The following is a 22,257-nucleotide window of genomic DNA, read 5'->3' as shown; positions in this document are numbered from 1 at the left end:
TTGAGCATGATGCTGTCCGAAAACCCCTGACACTTTTCGGCATAATGCTCTATCCGCTTGCTGTTGGGGAGAACTGCATGACGACGACGCAAAGCGATTTGCTGCGGGAGGTTTCGGCCGGGCGGCTGCGGGCGTTGAGCCAGACGGAGACGAAGTCTGTACTGGCGGATCTCAAGCAGATCGCCGGAGGCGAGCCCGTCATTGCCGATCTGCTTGGGGGCGAAAGCGCGTTGCGGGATTTTGTCGTCGCTGCCCTCACTCTCTCTCCTCATCTGCGGGAAACCGCCAATCTCGAACCGTCTCTTCTGGTCGCCGCCATCGAGAAGCCGCTGTCGCCGCAGATCGAAGCATTGGTTGGGGAAGCCCGGCAAGCCTGGCTGCCGGGGGAGGACGGGGGAGTTTCGCCTTCCGAATCCGAGGTGATGAGCCGCCTGCGCATCGCCAAGCGCCGCGCTGCCTTTCTCATCGCACTCGCCGATCTCGCTCGCATTTATGATGGCAAGCAGACCACCCGTTGGCTGAGCCGGCTCGCCGAGGCCTCTATTTCAGCGGCCATCGACCATCTGCTGCTGTCGTCGCATGAGGCCGGCAAGATCACGGTTCCCGATCCCGCCACTCCGAGCGAAAATTCCGGCCTAATCGTGCTCGGCATGGGTAAGCTCGGAGCAGAAGAACTTAACTATTCCTCCGATATCGATCTGGTCGTCTTCTTCGATGAGACCGCGGGCATCGTTCCCGATCCCGACGATGCCATCGACATTTTTCCACGGCTGATGCGGCGGCTGGTGCGGATCCTGCAGGAGCGCACGGCGGATGGCTATGTCTTCCGCACCGATCTTCGTCTGCGCCCCGATCCCGGCTCGACGCCGCTGGCGATCCCGGTCGAGGCAGCCATGATCTATTATGAGGGCAGGGGGCAGAACTGGGAACGCGCCGCCTTCATCAAGGCGCGGCCCGTCGGTGGCGATATCGCCGCCGGTCAGGCCTTCATCCGCGATCTCGTGCCCTTCGTCTTTCGTAAATATCTGGATTATGCCGCGATATCAGACATCCACTCCATCAAGCGGCAGATCCACGCGCATAAGGGACATGGTGCGATCGCGGTCAAAGGTCATAACGTCAAGCTCGGCCGCGGCGGCATTCGCGAGATCGAGTTCTTCGTGCAGACCCAGCAGCTGATCGCCGGCGGGAGAATGCCGGCCTTGCGCAGCCGATCGACGGAGCGGACGCTTGTCGAATTGACCGAGGCAAAGTGGATTGACGCGGAAACCCGCGACGAGCTGACATCGGCGTACTGGTTTCTGCGTGATGTCGAGCATCGTATCCAGATGGTGCGGGACGAGCAGACGCATCTCCTGCCGGAAACCGATGCCGAGCTGAGGCGCATCGCCTATATGATGGGCTATGCCGATGTGTCGGCTTTCTCCGAAGCACTGGTGACGACATTGAAGACGGTTGAGCGCCGCTATGCGCGCCTCTTCGAACAGGAAACGAAGCTGTCGAGCGAAACCGGCAACCTCGTTTTCACCGGCCAGGGCGACGATCCGGATACGCTGGAGACGCTGCGGCGCCTCGGCTTCGAGCGACCGTCCGACATCGCCAATGTCATCCGCACCTGGCACTACGGCCGGTATCGCGCCACGCAATCGGTCGAAGCGCGCGAGCGGCTGACGGAGCTGACGCCGGAGCTGTTGCGCGTCTTTGGCGAAAGCAAGCGTGCCGACAAGGCTTTGCTGCGCTTTGACAGCTTCATTTCCGGCCTGCCGGCAGGCATCCAGCTCTTCTCGTTGCTCGGAACCAATCCGGCGCTTCTCTCGCTCATCGTCAACATCATGTCGTCGGCACCTAGGCTTGCCGAAATCATCGCGGCCAAGCCGCATGTCTTCGACGGCATGCTTGACCCACGGCTCATGGCCGAACTGCCGACGCGCGATTATCTCGCCGAACGCCTGAAAAGCTTCCTGGCCCCGGCGAGGCATTACGAAGAGACGCTCGATCTGCTGCGCATCTTTGCGTCCGAACAGCGCTTCCTGATCGGCATTCGCCTGCTGACGGGCGCAATTGGCGGAACGATGGCGGCCCGCGCCTTTACCTACCTCGCCGATCTGATCGTCGAGGCGGCTCTGGATGCCGTCATGAAGGAAATCCGGGCGGCGCATGGCGAATATCCCGGAGGCCGCGTCGCTGTCGTCGGAATGGGCAAGCTCGGCAGTTTCGAGCTCTCGGCCGGTTCCGACATCGATATCATCCTGCTTTACGATTACGACGACACGGTCGGCGAATCCGATGGTCCGAAGCCGCTCGATGCCACACGCTATTTCACCCGCATCACGCAGCGCCTAATCGCAGCCCTTTCGGCGCCGACGGCCGAGGGCGTACTCTACGAGGTGGACATGCGTTTGCGTCCCTCCGGCAACAAGGGGCCGGTCGCAACGCGCATTAACTCTTTCGAAAAGTACCAGCGCGAGGAGGCTTGGACCTGGGAACATATGGCGCTTTCGCGGGCGCGGTTGATCTGCGGCGACGAGGCATTGGTGAACGATGCGGAGCGCGTCATCGGCGAGGTTCTCTCGATCAAGAGAGATGTCGCCAAGATCGCTAGAGATGTTCGCGAGATGCGCACCCTGATCGAACAGGAAAAGCCGCCGGAGAGCATTTGGGATCTGAAGCTTATCCCTGGCGGGCTGATCGATATCGAATTCATCGCGCAATATCTGCGCCTGATCGCGCCTGCACGTGGCGTCGGCATCGATGCAAACGGCCTTAGCACGGCCGAGGCGTTGAAATTGCTGGGCGGCAGCCTGATGGACCGCAACGATCTCGACGTCTGTCTGGAGGCTCTGCAGCTCTACACGGAAGTATCGCAGCTTATCCGGCTTTGCATCGACGGTACGTTCGATCCGAAAAACACGCCTTCCGGCCTGATCGAACTGGTCTGCCGCGCCGGCGATTGCCCGGATCTCCGCACGCTGGAAGCCGAGCTGAAGCGCCTGTCGAAAGCGGTGCGGAAAGTATTCCAGGCGACGGTGGGAAGCTGATCAGCTCTGATCCGTGATGCGGATCGCGATCACGGTGCCGATGCCCTCGCGGGAGCGGATGCGCATGCGGCCGTGATGCAAAGCGGTCAGTGAGCGCGAAATGGCGAGTCCGAGGCCGGAGCCTCCCTTGCTCTTCGCATATTGGCTCTGCACCTGTTCGAAGGGCTGGCCGATCTTGCTCATCGCCGATTTCGGAATGCCGATGCCTGTATCGGCGATGACGAGCATGACGGCATCCCCGATCCTGCGCGTGCGAACCGAGATGCGGCCGCCGTCGTTGGTGAATTTCACCGCGTTGGATAGCAGGTTGAGCACAATTTGCTTCATCGCCCGACGGTCAGCGCTCAGCTTGATGTCGGAAGAGATGCGCTGTTCGACGAGAATGTTCTTCTGCGCTGCCGGAATGCGGGTAAAACGCAGGCATTCCTCGATGAGCGGCGCGAGATTGATCCGCTCGCAGCTGAGTTTCATATGCCCCGCTTCGATCTTCGACATATCGAGGATGTCGTTGATGACGTTAAGCAGATGCTTGCCGCTGTCGTGAATGTCCTTGGCATATTCATTGTAGCGGGCCGAGCCGAGCGGACCAAACATCTGATCCTGCAGGATTTCCGAGAAGCCGAGAATGGCGTTGAGCGGCGTGCGCAGCTCATGCGACATGTTGGCCAGGAACTCCGATTTCGCCTTGTTGGCGGCTTCGGCGCGTTCCTTCTCCGCAAGATAATTGGTGTTGGCAGTCGAAAGCTCCGCCTTCTGCTTTTCCAGAATCCGCCGCGATGCCGAGAGGTCGTTGATGGTCGCCATCAGCCGGCGTTCCGATTCGCGAAGCCGCTCCTGATTGCGCTTGAGTTGGGTAATATCGGTACCGACCGAGACGAGGCCGCCGTCGCGGGTGCGCCGCTCGTTGATCTGCAGCCAGCGCTCGTCGGCAAGCTGCACTTCCGTCGTCTGCGAGTGATTGGAGCGGCCGGGATCGACGATACGGCGCTCGATGACCGGCCGTGCGGCAGCGGCATTGACGACGGCGCGCTCGGTACCCGGCACGAGCACGTTGTCCGGCAGACCGTATGCCTGCTGGAAATGGGCGTTGCACATGACCAGGCGATCGTTTTTGTCCCACAGCACGAAGGCTTCGGAAGTGCACTCGATGGCGTCGGCCAGGCGCTGATCGGCCTCTGCATAGCGCTGCGCCAGCCGATGCTGCTCAGTCACGTCCATGGCGATGCCGATCATGTGGACGCGGCCGGAATTGGTCCGGATCACCTGGGCGCGGGCGCGCATCCAGACATAATGTCCCTTGGCATGGCGGATGCGCAGGATTTGGTCCACTTGGCCGGCATTGCCGCGGGTGACGGTGCGGGCGAGCATATGCAGGCTGTTGTCGTCCGGATGCATCAGCCGGGCCGCGTCCGTGAAGGCCAGCGGCTTGTCGGCGACCGGCAACCCGAGCATGTCGTACATCGACCGCGACCAGAAGAACTGGCGACTGGTAAAATCGAAATCCCAGAGGCCGCAGCGGCCGCGCGACAGTGCCGTTTCGACCCGCAGGTTGGATTCGAGAAAGATTTCATCCGCATCCCGGGCGCGCTTTACCTGCGTGTAATAGGCATAGAGAATGACGAGCAGGATGGAGGAGATGCCGGCAAAGAGCGTGACGTTCAGGGTCAGCTCGTCGCGCCAGAGCTTTTCGATCTCATCCATCGATGCGGCCGACAGAATGAAATCGCCTTTGTCGCCGATCAGAGAAATGGCGGCATAATAGGGCTCACCGCCGATCATGGTTTCGATCACGCCGGCATGATCGCCGAAACTGCGGATGGCCGTTACTTCGGGAAAGAAATCGGAGACCAGCATGCCGATATAGCCGGAGCCGGCGGCCGACGAGCCGAATACACGGCCGCTCGACTGCACGAGCAGGACGAAGGCGCCGCTGTCCAGCCGATCCTGCGGCAGGTAGGAGGCGAGTTTTCGCTCCGCGCTACGACGGTCGCCAGCTTGAAACAGGCTGGGATCGTTCGAAAAGGCGGCTGCTGCTGCTGCGATGGAAAGCGAGGTCGTTCGGCGGGCCGAAGCCGCCATGCGGCTATGTTCCGTGATCATGCCGAAGAAATGCGAGGCGGCAACGACCATCAGGAAGGAAACGATGAGGACGGGGATGATGCGCTTGAGAATATGTTCCGTCTGCGGAAAACGACGCGAAATCGTCTCCATCCGCACTCCGGTTCGATCAGTAACGCCGCTATGCCAGGATTTCAGGCCGTCGAAATTAACACGCAGCCGTCCATCGGCCGCGGTTGCCCGCCGCACGTCCACCATCGCTTTAGCCTTGTCCCTCGTGTGATTCGCTGCGCCGCTCGCCCGAATCTGCCTTAATGAATCATTCGTGATTCGGCTTGTCCAGAGGGTGCGGTAAAACTTTCTTAACCATCTGCGATTTCAGCATATTTTACACACGCAGCGGTAAGTTGCACGCGCTTGGGACTCGTTGAAGCTGAAAAGGCCGATGCAAATCAGCCTTTGAAATCAGTGCGCCGGGTGATCGAAATCACTCCTTGAGGATACGTTCGACGATGTCACGCACGTCGGTCGAAAGACCGGCCGCGCGCTCGATCCGCATCAGCGCCGAGCGGGCATGATCGGCGCGCACGGGTTCGAGCAACCGCCACGAGCGCATCGAGGTCAGGATGCGGGCCGCAAGCTGCGGATTGCGCTGATCGATCTCGAGGATTTCGTCGGCGAGGAAATTGTATCCGGCGCCGTCCGCCCGGCCGAAACCCGTGGGATTCGCAAAGACAAAAGTGCCGATAAGCGAGCGGACGCGATTGGGGTTGGTCCGTTTGAAGAGCGGCGTTTCCATAAGCAGCCGGATGCGCTCCAGCGCCCCGGCGCCCGGGATTGCCGCCTGAATGGCGAACCATTTGTCGATGACGAGCGCATTGTCGGCGAAGCGGTCACGGAAATGCGCAAGCGCTGCCGCCGTCTCCGCTGTGTCGGGGAAGCGCTGGGCGAGAATGGTCAGCGCGGCGCTGAGATCGGTCATGTTGTTTGCCGCATCAAAGGCGGCCTTCGCCCTCGCCGGCGTTTCATCCAGCTGCGACAGATAGCCCAGTGCCGCATTGCGCAAGGCGCGGCAGCCGGCGCTTGCCGCGTCGGGGCTGAACGGCTCCGGCGTCTGCATCCCATCGTAAAGCGCGGTGAAGGCGTCCTTACCGGCCTCGGCGATGCGCTTGATGATCGTCTGGCGCGCTGCATGGATGGCATCAGGATCATTGTTGCCGCCGAGTTCGCGGGCAATGTCGGATTCACTCGGCAAGGCGAGCGCCTGGGCGCGGAAAGCCGGCTCCAGACTTTCGTCGGTTGCAGCCGCCAGCAAGGCGTCGGTGAAGGCCGAGCCGCATGTTATGTCGGCACCCTGGCGGGCATCTCGCGCCGCCTGCAAGAGGTTGGGCAGGCCAAGATCGATCAGCGCCTGCCAGCGGGCGAAATGATCGGCCTCATAGCGGGCGATCAATGCGAGATCCTCAGTGGTCTGGCTGAACTGCAGATTGATCGGCGTCGAGAAGCTGCGATTGAGCGAGAGGACCGGCCGGGAGGGAACGCCGTGGAACGTCGCCGTTTGCGCCTTCTTTGTCAGGTGCAGCACGTCGTCGGTCAGCTCTGCTCCGGTCACGGATACCGGCGTGATGAGACTGCCGTCTTCGGCGAGCAAGCCCAGGCGGAGCGGAATGTGCATCGGCTTTTTGATGGTCTGGCCCGGCGTTGCCGGCACCATCTGTTCGAGCGACAGAGTGAATGTCTTGGCATTGGCATCATAAGCGCCCGATGCGGTGACAAGCGGCGTACCGGCCTGATGGTACCACAGCGAAAACTGCTTGAGATCGCGGCCGCTGACATCCTCGAAACACCTGACGAAATCTTCGATCGTCACCGCCTGTCCGTCGTGCCGATCGAAATAGAGATCCATGCCTTTCTTGAACAGATCGCGGCCAAGCAGCGTCGCGATCATGCGGGTGACCTCGCTGCCCTTCTCATAGACGGTCGTCGTATAGAAGTTGTTGATTTCACGGTATGTCGTCGGCCGCACGGGATGGGCAAGCGGGCCACTGTCTTCCGGAAACTGTTCCGATTTCAGATGGCGGACTTCGGCAATCCGCTTGACGGGACGCGAGCGCTGGTCGGCGGAAAATTCGTGATCGCGATAGACGGTCAGGCCTTCCTTGAGGCAGAGCTGGAACCAGTCGCGGCAGGTGATGCGATTGCCGGTCCAGTTGTGGAAGTATTCATGCGCGATGATGGCTTCGATATTGGCGTAGTCGGCGTCAGTTGCCGTCTCGGGATCGGCCAAAACATATTTGTCGTTGAAGACGTTGAGGCCTTTGTTTTCCATCGCTCCCATATTGAAGTCCGACACGGCGACGATCATGAAGATGTCGAGATCGTATTCGCGGCCGAACCGCTCTTCGTCCCACTTCATCGAACGCTTCAGCGCATCCATGGCATAAGTCGCGCGCGGTTCCTTGCCGTGTTCAACATAGATCTTCAGCGCCACCTGACGGCCGGATAACGTCGTGAACGTGTCCTCGACGACACCAAGATCGCCGGCAACGAGCGCAAAGAGATAGCTCGGCTTCGGATGCGGATCGAACCAGGCAGCAAAATGCTTGCCTTCGCCATAGCCGGCGCCACCGAGGAAATTGCCGTTCGACAGCAGCAGCGGGTTTGCTTCCTTGTCGGCGATGATATTGACCGTATAAGGGGCGAGCACATCCGGCCTGTCGGGGAAATAGGTGATGCGGCGAAAGCCCTCGGCTTCGCACTGCGTGCAATAGATGCCGCCGGTGCGGTAAAGGCCCATCAGCTGGGTGTTGGCTTCCGGATTGATGACGGTCGTGATCGTCAGTTCGAAAGGTGCGCTTTCCGGCAGGTTGCGGACGGTCAGGCTTTCTGGCGTCGCATCATATTGCTCCGCCGGAAGTTCGCTCTGATCGAGCAGCAGGCCGGAGAGAACCAACTCGTCGCCATCAAGCACGAGCGGCGCATTCGCATCGACACCCTCGCGCCGATGGAAGATCAGCCGCGCCTCTACCTTCGTTTCTGTCGGATGGAGATCGAAGGTGAGATCCACGCGCTCCAGAACGAAGTCGGTGGGACGATAGTCTGCCAGATTGATGATCTGGCCGGTGTCTGTGCGCATGGTCTATCCTGATCAGGCTATGCTTTGGCGGGCACGGTCCGAAGCTGTCCTTCGAACCGAAAGTGGCCGCATCATTACATCGAAATCTGAACCAAAGTTAAAGTCATATCGCAACATCAATTTGTTTTGTTATGGCACGGTAAGTATTTGCCCGCTGTGCTGTTCCCGTTTCAGCTATTCGAACGAAAAACAGAAAATCTGAAGCTGCATTTGCAGGTCAACAGTAGAATTGCTAACATAATGTTTAGGTTAAACATCATGGTTGCATTACCATCAAATGTTGACCGTTACGGTAAGGAAACGATAATTTAAAGTAAATTATCGTTTAACCTCTTGTGATATTGGCAGGCTTGCATAACTATAGCATGCTATTAGATATCGGAATTATGATCGATTCCGGCAAGTTTGTTCATAAAAATGAAACATCAACTTTCTGCTGCTTTTTAAGAAGGGCGCCCAGGGAGGCCCGATTGAGTTTTCCCATCGAGCAACTTGCTCGCCATCCCAAGTTCGTAGCGTCCTTGCGCTTTCTCTCCGAGACATTGCGTAACCGTTACGACAACGGTCCGAGGATTGCGCGTATGCTCGCCTCACATCAGCGCTGGCTGCTAAGCCAATCCGCCTATGCGCTCCATCTTGAACATGATCCAGATCGTCCCCGCTCCGGGCTGACTGTCGTCGCCCTGCGTGACCTCATCACTCATTATCGCATTGCCAGCCGCAATACGGTCTTGAGTTTTATCGAGGAGTTGTTGACCTATCGCTTTCTGGAATTGGCTCCTGGTCCGGCTCGCCGCCCGCGGCGTTACGTGCCGACTGAAACTGCCTATTCGGCGATGTTCGGCTGGTATCTCGCCAATTTGGCGGCGCTCGATCTGATTGACGATGGTAGCCGTGCTGCTGCGCTGGTCGCCTCACCGATGCTTCTGGACCTGGCGCAGCCGCGCATGGCACGCACATGCTTAGGAGCCGATCTTTGGCGTGAGCCGTCGGAAAGTGTCGGTCTGTTTCTTTGGACGGAATCGGGAGGTCTGGTCGTCGATTACATCATGTCGAGGCTCGAGCTCGAGGGGCAGGTGGGTGATCGGATCGATATCGGTCACGTCGATGCGCGCGCTTTGGCGACCCATTTCATGATATCGCGAACGCATCTGCAACGTATCCTGCGCAAGTCGGCAGATCGCGGCGATGTCGGCTGGTATGAATCCAAGAAGACCCAGATGTGGATCTCGCGCAATTTTCTCGATCAATATTGCGGCTGGCAGGCCATAAAATTGGCGGCGGTCGATGAGGCTTTTGCCTGGGCGCAATCAACCTTCCGAGGCTGATCCCGATCCTTAAAGTGGGATGCTGGCTGCCGCACTTCGTGCGTGAGAGGTGCCGTCTTTGCTGACGTTGCGCGCGCGCTCGAATTCTTCGGCGGCGCGAACCGCCGCGCCGATATGGCCGACGGAATCGAACAGGGCGATGAATGGACGCAAACCCGAAGACATGGTGTCGTTCCTGATACTTGAACTTTTTTGCTGAATTACTGGCCTAGTCGCGCCTGTCGGTCAGCAGGTGCGGAAATCGGCGAAGATCGTCGTCGGGCGGCTCACACGAGCCGACAGCCCGGTGCCTCGCGCGGTCATTTGCTCATTGGCAGCGATGCCGAGGTTGCGATGTCCATTTGATGCGCGCACAGGCTCCAGCGCGCGGCGCAGGGTATCAAACCCGCAGTGGATGGGACGAAAACGTGCAGTCATGGCCTTGGTTCCTTTCGAGATTCCTCCCAAGACACCAGTATATATTGCAATGCAACATTGATTCCGCAATGCACAACAAAAGAAGACTGCCATGCGAAAAATGCATGACTATGATCATGTTTCGTTAGTAATTGGGAGAATCAGCCTAATATTTCAGCGGCGATATAATTCTTGAAGGTAAGAAGATCGCTCCAGGCCAGCCGCTTATTGACCGGTGCGGTCAGTAATTCCTGGGGATGAAGGCTGGCGATGGCCGGTATTACTCGACCGAGAACGCTTATTTCCCGCCACTCTCCACGCAATCCATGGATGGTTTCAGTACTTCCGAAAAAGTGCCGAGCGGTGAAATTGCCCAGCAGAAGCACTGCCTTGGGCTCGGCCAGCGCAATCTGCCTTTCTATGAACGGACGGCATATCTCGATTTCGGGTGGGGAAGGGGCTCGGTTGCCCGGCGGCCGCCACGGAATGACGTTGGTCAGCAGGATCTCATCGCGCTTCAGGCCGATCGCGGCAAGCATTCTGTCGAGCAACTGTCCCGCGCGGCCGGCAAACGGCGCCCCCTCACGATCGTCGTCGGCACTCGGCATCGGCCCGATTACCATGATGCGGCCCTCCGGCGTGCCGCTGGCAAAGATCGTCGAGCGTGCGCTGTTCTTGAGATTGCAGCCGTTGAAGGCTTCGAGTGCAGTTTTCAACTCGCTGAGTGACCGCGCGCTTTCGGCGGCGAAGCGGGCCTGCTCTACAGCTTGCTCGTCAGGAATGGCGGGCGTCGCACGCGGCGGCGCTGCTGCTGGAGATGCCGCCGGCTTGGCTGCCGGGCGTCGCTCGGTTTGGGGCCGCGCGGCAGGTGCTGTAGCTTCAGGCCGAGGCTGCGCTGCCCGCGCGCCTTGTCTCGCCGCGCGCATGGCCTCGAATTCGGCAAACCGATCGACCGGCTGATCTTCCAGCAGCCAGTCGACTCCGGCATCCGCATGGAAATGCAGAAGGGCGGTAAGCTCGGCCGGTGTGAGGTCGCTGGCGGAAATCATGCGCGAACTCTATCCAATGCGGCGCATGAACGAAAGGGCAGGGTGGGCGCTATGTCAGGCCGTCCACTGGGCGATATCGTCGCGCTCGCCGATCAGGGCTAGGCCATGGGCGATGGACAGCAGTTCGCCGCCCGTCTCGATCCGCTCCTGGCCGAAGCGTTCCGTGAAGATGCGCCGAACGGCCGGCACGAAGGAGGTGCCTCCTGTCAGAAATACTTTGTCGATCGCATCAGGTGATGTGTTCGTCGTTGTCAGCACGTCATCGAGCGCCCCTTCGATGCGAGCGAGATCGTCGGCGATCCAGCTTTCGAAGTCGGCGCGGCGAACGTGCTTGCGGCCGGCCTTGCCGAGCGGCGGGAAGTTGAATTCGGCCTCTTCCTCGCTCGAAAGCGCCATCTTCGTCGCCGATACGGCCTGATAGAGCGGATAGCCTTCGTCATGCTCGACGAGCTCGATGAAGGTCTCCAGCTTCTCCGGCTCCAGGCTGCTGCGCACCAGCGTCTTCAGGTCGGCATATTCGCGCGAGGTCTTGAAGATCGAGAGCTGGTTCCAGCGGCCGAAATTGGCGTAGTATGAGGTCGGCACTTCCAAAAGCTTGTCGAAGCTCTTGAAGAAGCTGCCCTTGCCGATGGCCGGCGAGACGACGTTGTCGATCATCCGGAAATCGAAATGATCGCCGGCGATGCCAACACCGGAATGGCCGATCGGCGTCGCCGTCAGCTTTCCGCCGTGGGTTTCGAAGCGGATCAGCGAATAGTCGGTCGTGCCGCCGCCGAAGTCGGCCACCAGCACGGTCGCATCCTTTTTCAGGTGTTGCGCGAAGTAGAAGGCTGCCGCTACCGGTTCGTAGACGTAGTGGATTTCCGGAAAGCCGAAACGCGCAAGAGCGGCGTTGTAGCGCTCCGTCGCAAGGGCAGGGTTCGGATTGGCGCCGGCAAAGTGCACCGGCCGGCCGGTAACGATGCGCGAAACACTCTCCGGCCATCCCTCTCCGGCATAGGCGCGCAGACGGCGCACGAAGATCTCCATCAGGTCTTCGAAGCTGTGGCGCTTGGCGAAGATCAGCGTGCCCTGGAAGAGGGCGCTCGCCGCAAAGGTCTTGATCGACTGCAGGAAGCGACAGTCACCGGGATTGTCGATGAACTGTTGGATGGCCGCGTGTCCGGCTTCGACCTTGAGTGCGGCCGCGCCCAATCCCGGATCCTTCATGAAAGAGAGCGCCGTACGCATGCTGTCCGCCGTGCCGGCAGCGCTGTTGAAGGCGACCGATTGTGTCGCGGGTCCATCGGCCATCGCCAGAACCGTATTCGTCGTGCCGAAGTCGAAACCAAGCGCCCGAGCCATGCCCGCACTCCCTTCCGTCCAAATTGTCTGGATTGGGGCCAAGCCCCTATGAGACGCTGACGCGCCCTGTCGCAAAGAGGGCGCGTCATGACATGGCTAAGCTTCAAGTTCAAGCCGGAATGATGCTTTTATTTTTGCCCGCAGCGACGTCAGCCGGCGGCGCTTCCGCACCCGGTTGACTGGCAAAAGAACGGGCGCCTTTTGGCGCCCGCTGACCTTATTCGGCGGCGATGGCCGCTGGCGGATCCTTGTGATGCGGGTCCGCCTCCTTGCGCTTGGTGAGACGGGCAAGGAAGTCGTTGAGGCGATTCATCTCCAGGAAGATGACGGGTGTGATGAAGAGCGTGAGAAGCTGCGAGACCACCAGGCCGCCGACAACGGCGATACCGAGCGGCTGCCGGAGTTCGGAGCTCGCACCGCCGCCGACCGCGATCGGCAACGCGCCGAGCAGCGCGCAGAAGGTCGTCATCATGATCGGGCGGAAGCGGCGCACGCAGGCCTCATGGATGGCCTCAGCGGGCGATATGCCTGTTGTCGAACGCAGCGTTTCCAGCGCGACGTCGATCATCATGATCGCATTCTTCTTCACGATGCCGATCAGCATCAGCAAGCCGATGAGCGCGATGATCGAGAGGTCGAAGCCGAACACCTTCAAGGCGAGAAGGGCGCCGAGAGCAGCAGCCGGCAGGCCGGAAAGAATGGTCAGCGGATGGATGAAGCTTTCATAGAGAACGCCAAGGACCACGTAGATCGTCAGCACGGCAGCCAGGATCAGGTAAGGCGTGCTGCCCTGCGACTGCTGGAAGATCTGTGCTGTACCGCCGTAGGACGTGAAGATGTCCGCCGGCATGTTGATGTCCTTCTTGATCTGATCGATCCGCGCAGTCGCATCGCCAAGCGCTTCGCCGGCCGGCAGGTTGAAGGAAACCGTCGTCGACACGAGCTGACCCGTCTGGTTGATGGTGACCGGGCCGGTCGTGCGTTGCACATGAGCGAAGTTCGATAACGGCACCAGAGAGCCGTTTGACGAAGCAACGTGGATATCCTGCAGTCTCTGGTCATCCCAGGGCTTGCTGGTGTCGAATTCGACCATCACGTCATAGCTGTCGCCAGTGGTCTGAATCTGCGCCGCATCATAGCCACCGAACGCTTCTTGCAGCGTCGTGCGGAGCTGATTGTTGTTGATACCGTATTGCGCGGCTTTCTCCGTGTCGACGACGATGTTTGCCTGCAGCGCGTTGTTCTGTTCGTCCGATGCAACGTCGGTAAAGCGCGGATCGCGCCGCATCGCATCCAGCATCTTATCGGCCCAGAGGTTGGTCTGGTCGGCACTCAGGGCTTGAATGACCAGCTGATATTGGCTGGCCGTCTGACGGCCGCCGAAGCGCAGGCTCTGCTGCGGCGTAATATAGGCCTTTATGCCGGCTATCTTGCCGATGCTGGCGCGGAGTTCGCGTAGCGTCTGGTCCAGCGGTGCCCGCTGCTCCTTCGGTTTCAATTGGACAAACATGGTGCCGTTGTTCAACGGCTGACGGACGCTGCCGCCGACGATCGACATGACGTGGTCGACGGCGGGGTTCTGCCGGACGAGTGCCGCGGCCTGGTTCTGCAGGTCACGCATCGCCGGATAGGATATGTCCTGGCGCGCCTGCGTGCTTATCTGCAGGCGGCCGATGTCCTCGGTCGGAAAGAAGCTCGCCGGCAATACCATAAAAAGATAGGCCGAGAGTGCAACCGAGCCGAGGAAGCTCAGGAGAACGAAACCGCGATTCCGCAGACACCAGGCCACACCCTTGTCATAGCCGCGCTGAGTCCAGTCGAAGCCGCGATTGAACAGGCGTACCGGATAGGGGGGCTGGCTGTGGCCCGCCGAAAGACGCGAGCTGAGCATCGGCGTGACCGTGAGCGACACGACCGCTGAAGACACGATGGCGATGGCAACCACCATACCGAACTCGTTGAAGATACGGCCGACTACGCCGCCCATCAGCAGGATCGGGATGAACACCGCGATCAGCGAGATGGACATGGAAATGATGGTGTAGCTGACTTCGGCCGATCCTTTGATCGCCGCCTGCAGCACCGGCATGCCGTCTTCGACATGCCGCAATATGTTTTCCAGCATGACGATTGCATCATCCACCACAAGGCCGACGGCGAGCGTCAAGCCGAGCAATGATATGTTGTCGATGCTATAGCCGAGCACATACATCATGCCGAAGGTCGAAACCAGCGACAACGGCACGGCAAGGCCGGGGATGATCGTGGCCGTGACGTGACCGGTGAACAGATAGATCACCAGCACGACCAGACCGATGGTCAGCATCAAGGTGAATTTCACGTCCTTGATCGCATCGCGGATCGGCTGTGCCGAGTCGTTCATGATATGCGTCTGCACCGAAGCCGGAATTTCCGCATGGAGCTGCGGCAGCTTGGCGTTGATCGCATCGACCACGTCGACGGTGTTGGCATCCGGCTGACGCTGGATCGCAAGAATGATCGCCTGCTTGCCGTCATACCAGGAGCCCGCATTGGTGTTCTGCACGCTGTCCTGCACGTCGGCGACATCGCTCAGGTGGATCGGTGCGCCCTTAGGATTTGCAATGACCAGCGACTTGAACTGTTCAGCATTGGTCCTCTGCGTATTGGCATTGAGCGTCATGCTCTGCTTGCTGTTTTGCAGGGTTCCGACCGGGACCTGGCTGTTGGCGCTGACGATTGCAGAGTTGACGGTGTCGATACCGATACCGCGAGCCAGCAGCTTGTCCGGATCGACCTCGACCCGCACTGCGTAGGTCTGAGCGCCATAGACGGTGACCTGCGCGACACCGGGCAGGGTCGACAGCGATGGTGAAATGATGTCTTCGGCAACTTCGTCGAGTTTGCTGCGCGGCATCGTATCGCTCTGCACGGCAAGCAGCATGATCGGCGCGTCGGCCGGATTCGTCTTCCTGTAGCCGGGCGGCGTCGTCAGATTGTTAGGCAATTGACGTGTCGCGTTCGAGATCGCTGCCTGAACGTCGGCCGCAGCGGCGTCGATGCTGCGGTTGAGATCGAACTGCAGCACGATGCTCGTATTGCCGAGCGAGTTCGTGGCTGAGATTTCACTGATGCCGGGGATGGTCTCGAACTGCTTGATCAGCGGCGTGGAAACCGAAGTCGCCATTGTCTGCGGCGAAGCGCCGGTCAGCTGTGCGGACACGTTGATGGTGGGAAAATCCACCTGGGGCAGGGCAGCGACGGGCAAGAGCTGATAGCCGGCGAGGCCGGCCATGACTACACCCAACGCCAGAAGTGTGGTCGCGACCGGTCGCTGGATACAGAATTGCGGGATCATTGCTGTGCTCCAACGGAAATCGTTTCGCTCTTCTGGCTCGACTGATCGTTGGCGGCGGCCACCTTCTCAGGCTTTTCGTCATTGAACTGCTCGACGACCGTCTGTCCGTCGATCAGCTGCACCTGTCCTTCAGTGACGACATGATCGCCTTCCGAAAGTCCCTTGGCGACTGCGGTGAAGCTGCCGTTCTGCCGTTCTACGGTGACGGGCGTCAAATGAACCTTGTTGTCCTTGACGACATAGGCATAGAAGCCATCCGGACCGGGGCTGATCGCAACCGTCGGAGCGACGATCACCGGCTCGTTATCGGTCAGATGAACGACGACGTTGACCGATCTGCCGGGCCAGATCGCGCCGTTGGCATTGTCGAACTTTGCCTTGACGAGGATGGTGCCGGAGGCGGTGTCCACGGAATTGTCGAAGAAGCTGACTGCGCCCTGGCGGGATTTGCCCTTGCTCGAATTCGGAACGGTGCTGACCGGCACCGTGCCGGCCTTCATCGCTTCCTCCAATTCCCGCAGCTGATTCTCCTGCATGTGAAATTGCACGTAGATCGGATTGTATTGCGTGATGGTCACGATGGCAGTGCCCGGCGTCACATAGGCGCCGGGGCTAGGAACGACATTGCCGAGGCGCCCGTCATAAGGGGCACGGATCTCAGTGTTTTCCAGGAGAACCTGGTCGGACGCGAGTTGGGCCTTGTCGGCATTGACATCGGCCGCCGCGGTATCGCGGGCCGCCACGGCCTGATCGACGGTCTGCTGCGTTCCGGCATTGTTGAGCAGGCTCTTGGCGCGGGTGAGCGCGGCTTCCGCCGCAACGAGCGTCGCCTGATCCTTGATGATGGTCGCCTGGTCCTTGTCGACGGCGGCCTGCGCGGTTCGCGCATCGAGCTTGGCGATCAGGTCGCCGGCCTTCACCATCACGCCATCCTGCGCTTCGATCGATGTAATGATCCCGGATTCCTGCGCGGCGATGGTCGTCGTATTCTGTGCAACAGCCGAGCCTGTTGCTGTAATATCGTTCGGCAGAGTTCTCTTCTCAACCGCGGCCGTCTTGACGACGGAAGACAGCGCCTTGTGCTTGCCTGCCGCCTTTCCGGCATCTTTGGTTTCTGCGGAGGCTTGATCGACAAAGGCGGAAAGGAAAGGAATACGGTCGCGATAGCTCCATGCTGCAAGGGCTGCGACGACAAGAAGGCCGAGGGGAAGCCAAAGTTTTTTCATATTTAAAGAACCGGTCGGGGCTTGTTGCAGGAAGCGCGGTGACGGTGAAGTGTATCTGCCGCGCCGCACAACAAAGACGCGCTTCGCCGCAGTTCATCACATCGCCGTCGCCGCTAACGTTCGGTAATTCTGTCCCTTTTTACGCGAATTCATGAACGCTGTTGCCGTGCAATTTATCACAGTTCCGGAGGGCGAAAAATTAAAGCTTGGAAAGCTTTGGAACAGGTTCTGTTTGTGCAGTGCAGCAAATAATCAAATGACTATTTTTTGATTGCCATTGCGTAATATTCGGCTGGAAAAACAGCCTGAGGCAGCATTTATACTCTGGGGACGTGCTGCAGCGTGTAAAGAAGCGTCGTGCCGCTCACGGAATTGTGTTGTCAGGCCCTATTGCAAGCGCCTGCACTCTGTTCGCCGGTGGCAGCCTCAAAGTGAGCGAGCAGCTCCCCCATCGCAGCGAACCATGGTGCCCGTGACATAGCTTGCCGGTTGGCTGCAGAGGAATGCTGCTGTAGCGGCGAACTCCTCGACGCGTCCGTAGCGGCCGGCCGGGATGCGCTGCTGGCGTTCGGCGCTGACATCTTCCAGGCTTCTGCCTCCGCGCTTGGCCGTCGCGGTATCGAGCTCCGCCAGTCGGTCGGTCGCAATGCTGCCCGGCAGCAGCATGTTAACCGTGACGCCATGCGCGGCCACTTCGCTGGCCAGCGTCTTGCTCCAGCCGGCAAGCGCCGGGCGTAGCGTGTTGGAAAGCGCGAGATTGGGAATGGGCTCGATGACGCCGGAGGAGGCGACGGTGAGAATACGTCCCCAGCCTTGTGCCTTCATGCCTGGTAAGAGCGCATTGGTCAGAGTGATGATCCGCGACACCATCGAGATGAAATAGGTCTCCAGCCGGTCGGCAGTCATATCCTCAGTCGTCCCCGGAGTCGGCCCGCCGCTGTTGTTGACGAGGATATCGATGCCGCCCAGCTTCTCTATGGCTGCCTTGGTGACGACATCCACGAAGTTCTCATCATTGAGGTCGGCCCAGATCCAGTCTGCCCGACCCTTGCCTTCGGCATTGATGGCCTTGCAATTGTTCTCGAGCCTGTCGCCGCTTCGGCCACAGAGCAAGACATTCGCGCCTTCGCGCGCCAGCGCTACCGCGATGCCATGGCCCAGCCCCTTCGACGACGCGAGCACCAGCGCGCGCTTTCCGCCAATACCAAGATCCATCTTGATCACCCTTCATGCTATTCGGATTGTCTGATCGGCATTTATAGAGCCATCGGAGGACTATGGAAGGCGCACTTTGCAGGTGGTCGCAAATACCAGCGGAATATTGACGTTAACGTAAGAGTAATTTAACTTGTTTTACGTGTTGGGCGAATTGGGGGATTGCCTGTCGCTTCCCGGCTCGACAATCCCCTCCCATTTTGACAAGAGATAACCGAAATGGGGAAGACGCCCAAAGGGGATGAGGCCGTGGTCCGAGATCATCGGACGCCGGCCAAGCGGAGAAGATGAATGACTGACGCCAGCGAGCTGCCGGAACGCGAGAGCATGGAATTCGACGTTGTGATTGTCGGCGCAGGTCCAGCGGGCCTGTCGGCGGCGATCCGGCTGAAGCAGATCAACCCGGATCTGACCGTCGTCGTGCTTGAGAAGGGAGCCGAAGTCGGCGCGCATATCCTGTCGGGCGCCGTCGTTGATCCGATCGGCATCGACCGGCTGCTGCCGGGTTGGCGCGAGGAGGAGGGGCATCCCTTCAAGACCGAGGTGACATCGGATCACTTCCTGTTCCTAGGCCCCGCCGGCTCCGTCCGCCTGCCGAACTTCCTGATGCCGCCGCTGATGAACAATCACGGCAATTACATCGTCTCGCTCGGCAACGTCTGTCGCTGGCTGGCCGAAAAGGCCGAGGCGCTTGGCGTCGAGATCTATCCCGGCTTTGCCGCGACCGAAGTGCTCTATAATGACGAGGGCGCCGTCATCGGCGTCGCCACCGGCGATATGGGCATCGAGAAGAACGGCGAACCCGGCCCGAACTATACGCGCGGCATGGCGCTCTTAGGCAAATACGTGCTGATCGGCGAAGGCGTGCGCGGCTCGCTCGCCAAGCAGCTCATCGCCAAGTTCGATCTGGCGCGAAATAGCGACGTGCCGAAGTTCGGCATCGGCATCAAGGAGCTCTGGGAGGTCAAGCCGGAGAACCACAAACAAGGCCTCGTGCAGCACTCCTTCGGCTGGCCGCTCGGCATGAAGACCGGTGGCGGCTCGTTCCTCTATCATCTGGAGGACAATCTCGTCGCCGTCGGCTTCGTCGTGCACCTGAACTACAAGAACCCCTATCTCTATCCCTTCGAGGAATTCCAGCGCTTCAAGACGCATCCGGCGATCCGCGGCACCTTCGAGGGTGGCAAGCGCATTTCCTATGGTGCGCGCGCCATCACCGAAGGCGGATATCAGTCGGTGCCGAAGCTGACCTTCCCGGGCGGCGCCCTGATTGGATGCTCGGCCGGCTTCGTCAACGTTCCCCGCATCAAGGGCAGCCACAATGCGGTGCTGTCGGGCATGCTCGCGGCCGACAGGATCGCCGCGGCGATCGCGGCCGGTCGCGGCAATGACGAAGTGGTCGAGATCGAGAACGAATGGCGCTCTTCGGATATCGGCAAGGACCTGAAGCGCGTCCGGAACGTCAAGCCGCTGTGGTCGAAGTTCGGCACAGCGGTCGGCGTAACGCTCGGCGGCCTTGACATGTGGACGAACCAGCTGTTCGGCTTCTCCTTCTTCGGCACGCTGAAGCATGGCAAGACGGATGCCGCCTCGCTGGAGCCTGCCGCCCAGCACCAGAAGATCGACTATCCGAAGCCGGATGGCGTCCTGACCTTCGACCGTCTCTCCTCGGTGTTCCTGTCGAACACCAACCACGAGGAAGATCAGCCGGTGCACTTGCAGGTCAGGGACATGGCGTTGCAGGTGTCGTCGGAGCATGATGTCTTCGCCGGTCCGTCGACGCGCTACTGTCCGGCCGGCGTTTACGAATGGGTCGAAAAAGACGGCAAGGAAACCTTCGTCATCAACGCCCAGAACTGCGTCCACTGCAAGACCTGCGACATCAAGGACCCCAACCAGAACATCAACTGGGTTCCCCCGCAGGGCGGTGAAGGACCGGTCTATCCGAATATGTGAGATGCAATGACGGAGATCGAACAAGGCGCCTGGACGATCCGTTCGGCCAGGGTAGACGAACTGCATCTCCTCGCTGCCATCGAGATCGATGCCTTCTGGGCTCTGCATGGGGCCGGCGCGGTCGCCTGTGAGCCGACGTCGCTGCCTCTCGACGTGTTGGAGCAATCCCTTGCGGAAGGCTTGCTGTTCGTTGCCGTCGACGATGAAGATCAGCCATTCGGTTTTCTGGCCGGCGTTATGAAAGATGGCTCGGTTCACATCGCCGAAGTCGATGTCGTCAGGCGCCGACAGAAACAGGGTGTCGGACGGCGGCTGATGGAAGCTGCGATTGCGGCGGCGAGAACGCAAGGGGCCGCTGGCGTCACTTTGACGACGGACCGGCAGGTGGCTTTCAACGCGCCATTCTATGCGTCCGTAGGATTTCAAATCCTCGATGATGGAGAAAGGCCGACCGCTCTCACGCAGATCCTGGAGAATGAATTGGCCCACGGCGCCGATCCGGCCAGGCGCGTGGCCATGGCGCTTCGATTTTGATCCTGGCTCCATGAATTTCAGGGCAAATAGAAAGAGCGGCTCAGCACTTCGCTGAACCGCTCCATATCTCCGCAAGATGCGATTTAATGCTGGACGGCCTTCCGGGCGAGCAGGCCTGTGGAAAGGGCAACGCCGACGCCGGTCACGATTGCGGCTGCAATGCCGGCCATTCCGATTTCCTCGCCGAGCAGAAAGCCGCCGCCGATGGTGGCGAGAACCGGCGTAATTGCGGTGAAGGCTGCGGCCTGCGTGCCACCGAGAGCCTGGACGGCAAGACCATAGGCAAGCGTGGCGGCAAGACCTGACAGCAGCCCTTGGCTGACGATCTGCAGACCGATTTCCGGTAGCGGCACCGAGGCAAGCGAGCTGCCGAAGATGGCGGCCAGTGCGACATGGATCAGGAACGACCAGACGGCGATGATGGCGCTCGACTGCACGGCGCTCAGCCCGGAGCGGCGGAAGGCGTGAGTATAGGTTGCCCAGAGCAGGGCGGCAAGCGGCAGCAGCGTAAAGCCCTCCCAGGAAATCTGCACGCCATAGAGGCTGCGGACAAGCAGGATGACGACGCCGGCGACGATGCCGCCAAGACCGAGCCAGCGCGTGATGTCGAGCCGTTCGCGGAACAAAGCCATGCCGATCAGGGCGGCTGCCAGCGGCATGGAGCCGCCGAGCAGAATGCCGGCCGACGATGCCGGCGTGAACTGGATGGCGAAGGTGGTGAGCTGGAAGAAGAGGGCGCCGGAGCCGCAGACCATCAGCGCCAGCAGCTTCAAAGGCACGCCCTTCGGCAGCAGGCCTGTCCGCCACCAGACGGGAGCCAGTACCAAGGCCGGCACGCCGTAGCGGATCAGGCCGAGATCGATGGTGCCCATCTGCGTTTCGGCTGTATGACGGGTGGCAAGAATCCAGTTTGCCCAGATCAAGACGGTCACGATGGCACCTGCATAGCCGACCATGGTGGGGGTTGCCTTGCGGGTGGAGAGAGACAAAGCGGTCATCGACATATCCTTTCCAACGATCCGGTTATCTTTCGAATGAAGAGAAGATAGCGCCGAAGGCCGAGGCATGTCCTTGCTAGTTATGGCTCCAAAATCGTGCTATGAGCAATGATCTGCCAAAATTCATGATTGAGTTTCCCGGAAATGCCAAAACTGGATAAATTCGATATTGCGATCCTCAACTGCCTGCAGGAGGACGCGCGCGCCACCAATGTCGAGATTGCCGAGCGCGTAAATCTCTCGCCGTCTCCCTGCCTCAGGCGCATCCGAAATCTGGAAAAATCCGGGCTCTTGCGCGGCTACCGCGCGGATATCGACCGCAAGCAGGCCGGCCTCGGCCTCACGGTCTTCGTGGAACTCAAGGTCGGTCATCATTCAAAGGAGAATTCCGAGACGCAGCAGGCAGGATTGCTCGCCATTCCGGAGGTCGTCGCCTGCCATCTAATTTCGGGCACGGCCGATTTCCTGGCTGAAGTCGTGGTGGAGGATCTTGCGGCTTATGAAAAGGTGATGTCGGAAAAGCTGCTTGTTCTTCCCGGCGTGGTGGATCTGCGTTCGAACTTCGCCATCCGCACCATCAAGACCAATGGTGCTCTGAAACTGCCAGAGCCTGAATGAAAATGAAAAGGGGCCGTTGCCGGC

The 22,257-nt window shown here is 60.0% G+C and carries 15 protein-coding genes; 5 read left to right on the top strand and 10 right to left on the bottom strand.

The genetic code is table 11. The features are described from left to right. Window positions 1–77: 77 nt before the first annotated feature. On the top strand, window positions 78–3,038 hold the full coding sequence (locus AC13QE_RS10190) for a bifunctional [glutamine synthetase] adenylyltransferase/[glutamine synthetase]-adenylyl-L-tyrosine phosphorylase (RefSeq protein ID WP_488483543.1): 2,961 nt from the start codon (window positions 78–80) through the stop codon (window positions 3,036–3,038). Here AC13QE_RS10190 and AC13QE_RS10185 read toward each other — a convergent pair whose 3' ends face one another. Together AC13QE_RS10185 and pepN are read right to left on the bottom strand one after the other, a co-directional pair. After that, window positions 3,039–5,354, bottom strand: a complete 2,316-nt coding sequence (locus AC13QE_RS10185) for a PAS domain-containing sensor histidine kinase (RefSeq protein ID WP_488483542.1) — start codon at window positions 5,352–5,354, stop codon at window positions 3,039–3,041. Between the two features lie 229 nt (window positions 5,355–5,583). Then, window positions 5,584–8,232, bottom strand: coding sequence for an aminopeptidase N (gene pepN / locus AC13QE_RS10180; RefSeq protein WP_488483541.1), 2,649 nt, complete (start codon window positions 8,230–8,232; stop codon window positions 5,584–5,586). A 470-nt stretch (window positions 8,233–8,702) separates the two neighbouring features. Here pepN and AC13QE_RS10175 point away from each other — a divergent pair, with 470 nt between their 5' ends. After that, window positions 8,703–9,560 (top strand): hypothetical protein, encoded by an 858-nt coding sequence (locus tag AC13QE_RS10175; protein WP_488483540.1) that lies wholly within the window; start codon window positions 8,703–8,705, stop codon window positions 9,558–9,560. 9 nt (window positions 9,561–9,569) lie between these two features. Here the strand turns inward: AC13QE_RS10175 and AC13QE_RS10170 are convergent, their stop codons facing one another. From AC13QE_RS10170 to AC13QE_RS10140, 7 genes are all read right to left on the bottom strand, one after another. Then, window positions 9,570–9,725, bottom strand: coding sequence for a hypothetical protein (locus AC13QE_RS10170; RefSeq protein WP_488483539.1), 156 nt, complete (start codon window positions 9,723–9,725; stop codon window positions 9,570–9,572). Window positions 9,726–9,785: 60 nt separating this feature from the next. Beyond that, window positions 9,786–9,977: a hypothetical protein gene (locus AC13QE_RS10165; protein ID WP_488483538.1), complete on the bottom strand. Its 192-nt coding sequence runs from the start codon at window positions 9,975–9,977 to the stop codon at window positions 9,786–9,788. A gap of 140 nt (window positions 9,978–10,117) precedes the next feature. Then, on the bottom strand, window positions 10,118–11,005 hold the full coding sequence (locus tag AC13QE_RS10160; protein ID WP_488483537.1) for a uracil-DNA glycosylase: 888 nt from the start codon (window positions 11,003–11,005) through the stop codon (window positions 10,118–10,120). A gap of 54 nt (window positions 11,006–11,059) precedes the next feature. Next, window positions 11,060–12,349, bottom strand: coding sequence for an Hsp70 family protein (locus AC13QE_RS10155; protein ID WP_488483536.1), 1,290 nt, complete (start codon window positions 12,347–12,349; stop codon window positions 11,060–11,062). A gap of 217 nt (window positions 12,350–12,566) precedes the next feature. Continuing rightward, complete coding sequence (locus AC13QE_RS10150; RefSeq protein WP_132716159.1) at window positions 12,567–15,686, bottom strand: efflux RND transporter permease subunit; 3,120 nt, start codon at window positions 15,684–15,686, stop codon at window positions 12,567–12,569. Next, window positions 15,683–16,912, bottom strand: a complete 1,230-nt coding sequence (locus AC13QE_RS10145) for an efflux RND transporter periplasmic adaptor subunit (RefSeq protein ID WP_488483535.1) — start codon at window positions 16,910–16,912, stop codon at window positions 15,683–15,685. Before AC13QE_RS10145 ends, AC13QE_RS10150 begins: the two co-directional genes overlap by 4 nt. A 426-nt stretch (window positions 16,913–17,338) precedes the next feature. Then, a complete protein-coding gene (locus tag AC13QE_RS10140) occupies window positions 17,339–18,127 on the bottom strand; it encodes an SDR family oxidoreductase (RefSeq protein ID WP_488483534.1) in 789 nt (262 codons plus the stop codon). A 291-nt stretch (window positions 18,128–18,418) separates the two neighbouring features. On the opposite strand from AC13QE_RS10140, the gene AC13QE_RS10135 reads away from it, so the two are divergent. Together AC13QE_RS10135 and AC13QE_RS10130 are read left to right on the top strand one after the other, a co-directional pair. Beyond that, entirely contained in the window at window positions 18,419–20,083 is a 1,665-nt protein-coding gene (locus tag AC13QE_RS10135) for an electron transfer flavoprotein-ubiquinone oxidoreductase (RefSeq protein WP_488483533.1), read from the top strand. 6 nt (window positions 20,084–20,089) lie between these two features. After that, a complete protein-coding gene (locus AC13QE_RS10130) occupies window positions 20,090–20,617 on the top strand; it encodes a GNAT family N-acetyltransferase (RefSeq protein WP_488483532.1) in 528 nt (175 codons plus the stop codon). A gap of 83 nt (window positions 20,618–20,700) precedes the next feature. On the opposite strand, the gene AC13QE_RS10125 is transcribed toward AC13QE_RS10130, so the two are convergent. Further along, on the bottom strand, window positions 20,701–21,615 hold the full coding sequence (locus tag AC13QE_RS10125; RefSeq protein ID WP_488483531.1) for a DMT family transporter: 915 nt from the start codon (window positions 21,613–21,615) through the stop codon (window positions 20,701–20,703). Window positions 21,616–21,759: 144 nt separating this feature from the next. Here AC13QE_RS10125 and AC13QE_RS10120 point away from each other — a divergent pair, with 144 nt between their 5' ends. Then, the gene (locus AC13QE_RS10120) at window positions 21,760–22,233 is read left to right on the top strand and encodes an Lrp/AsnC family transcriptional regulator (RefSeq protein WP_488483530.1); all 474 of its coding nucleotides are present in this window, start codon (window positions 21,760–21,762) and stop codon (window positions 22,231–22,233) included. Window positions 22,234–22,257: the final 24 nt, after the last annotated feature.

Source organism: Martinezella sp. CNPSo 3957 (assembly GCF_057784395.1).
The sequence above is the reverse complement of the archived record's forward strand: the minus strand, read 5'-3'. Positions and strand labels throughout refer to the sequence as shown.

Coding starts and splice junctions, on each gene's coding strand:
- AC13QE_RS10130 (WP_488483532.1), top strand. CDS start 20,090: ATGACGGAGATCGAACAAGGCGCCTGGACGATCCGTTCGGCCAGGGTA.
- AC13QE_RS10140 (WP_488483534.1), bottom strand. CDS start 18,127: ATGGATCTTGGTATTGGCGGAAAGCGCGCGCTGGTGCTCGCGTCGTCG.
- AC13QE_RS10120 (WP_488483530.1), top strand. CDS start 21,760: ATGCCAAAACTGGATAAATTCGATATTGCGATCCTCAACTGCCTGCAG.
- AC13QE_RS10135 (WP_488483533.1), top strand. CDS start 18,419: ATGACTGACGCCAGCGAGCTGCCGGAACGCGAGAGCATGGAATTCGAC.
- AC13QE_RS10145 (WP_488483535.1), bottom strand. CDS start 16,912: ATGAAAAAACTTTGGCTTCCCCTCGGCCTTCTTGTCGTCGCAGCCCTT.
- AC13QE_RS10160 (WP_488483537.1), bottom strand. CDS start 11,005: ATGATTTCCGCCAGCGACCTCACACCGGCCGAGCTTACCGCCCTTCTG.
- AC13QE_RS10190 (WP_488483543.1), top strand. CDS start 78: ATGACGACGACGCAAAGCGATTTGCTGCGGGAGGTTTCGGCCGGGCGG.
- AC13QE_RS10185 (WP_488483542.1), bottom strand. CDS start 5,354: ATGGTGGACGTGCGGCGGGCAACCGCGGCCGATGGACGGCTGCGTGTT.
- pepN (WP_488483541.1), bottom strand. CDS start 8,232: ATGCGCACAGACACCGGCCAGATCATCAATCTGGCAGACTATCGTCCC.
- AC13QE_RS10165 (WP_488483538.1), bottom strand. CDS start 9,977: ATGACTGCACGTTTTCGTCCCATCCACTGCGGGTTTGATACCCTGCGC.
- AC13QE_RS10170 (WP_488483539.1), bottom strand. CDS start 9,725: ATGTCTTCGGGTTTGCGTCCATTCATCGCCCTGTTCGATTCCGTCGGC.
- AC13QE_RS10125 (WP_488483531.1), bottom strand. CDS start 21,615: ATGACCGCTTTGTCTCTCTCCACCCGCAAGGCAACCCCCACCATGGTC.
- AC13QE_RS10155 (WP_488483536.1), bottom strand. CDS start 12,349: ATGGCTCGGGCGCTTGGTTTCGACTTCGGCACGACGAATACGGTTCTG.
- AC13QE_RS10150 (WP_132716159.1), bottom strand. CDS start 15,686: ATGATCCCGCAATTCTGTATCCAGCGACCGGTCGCGACCACACTTCTG.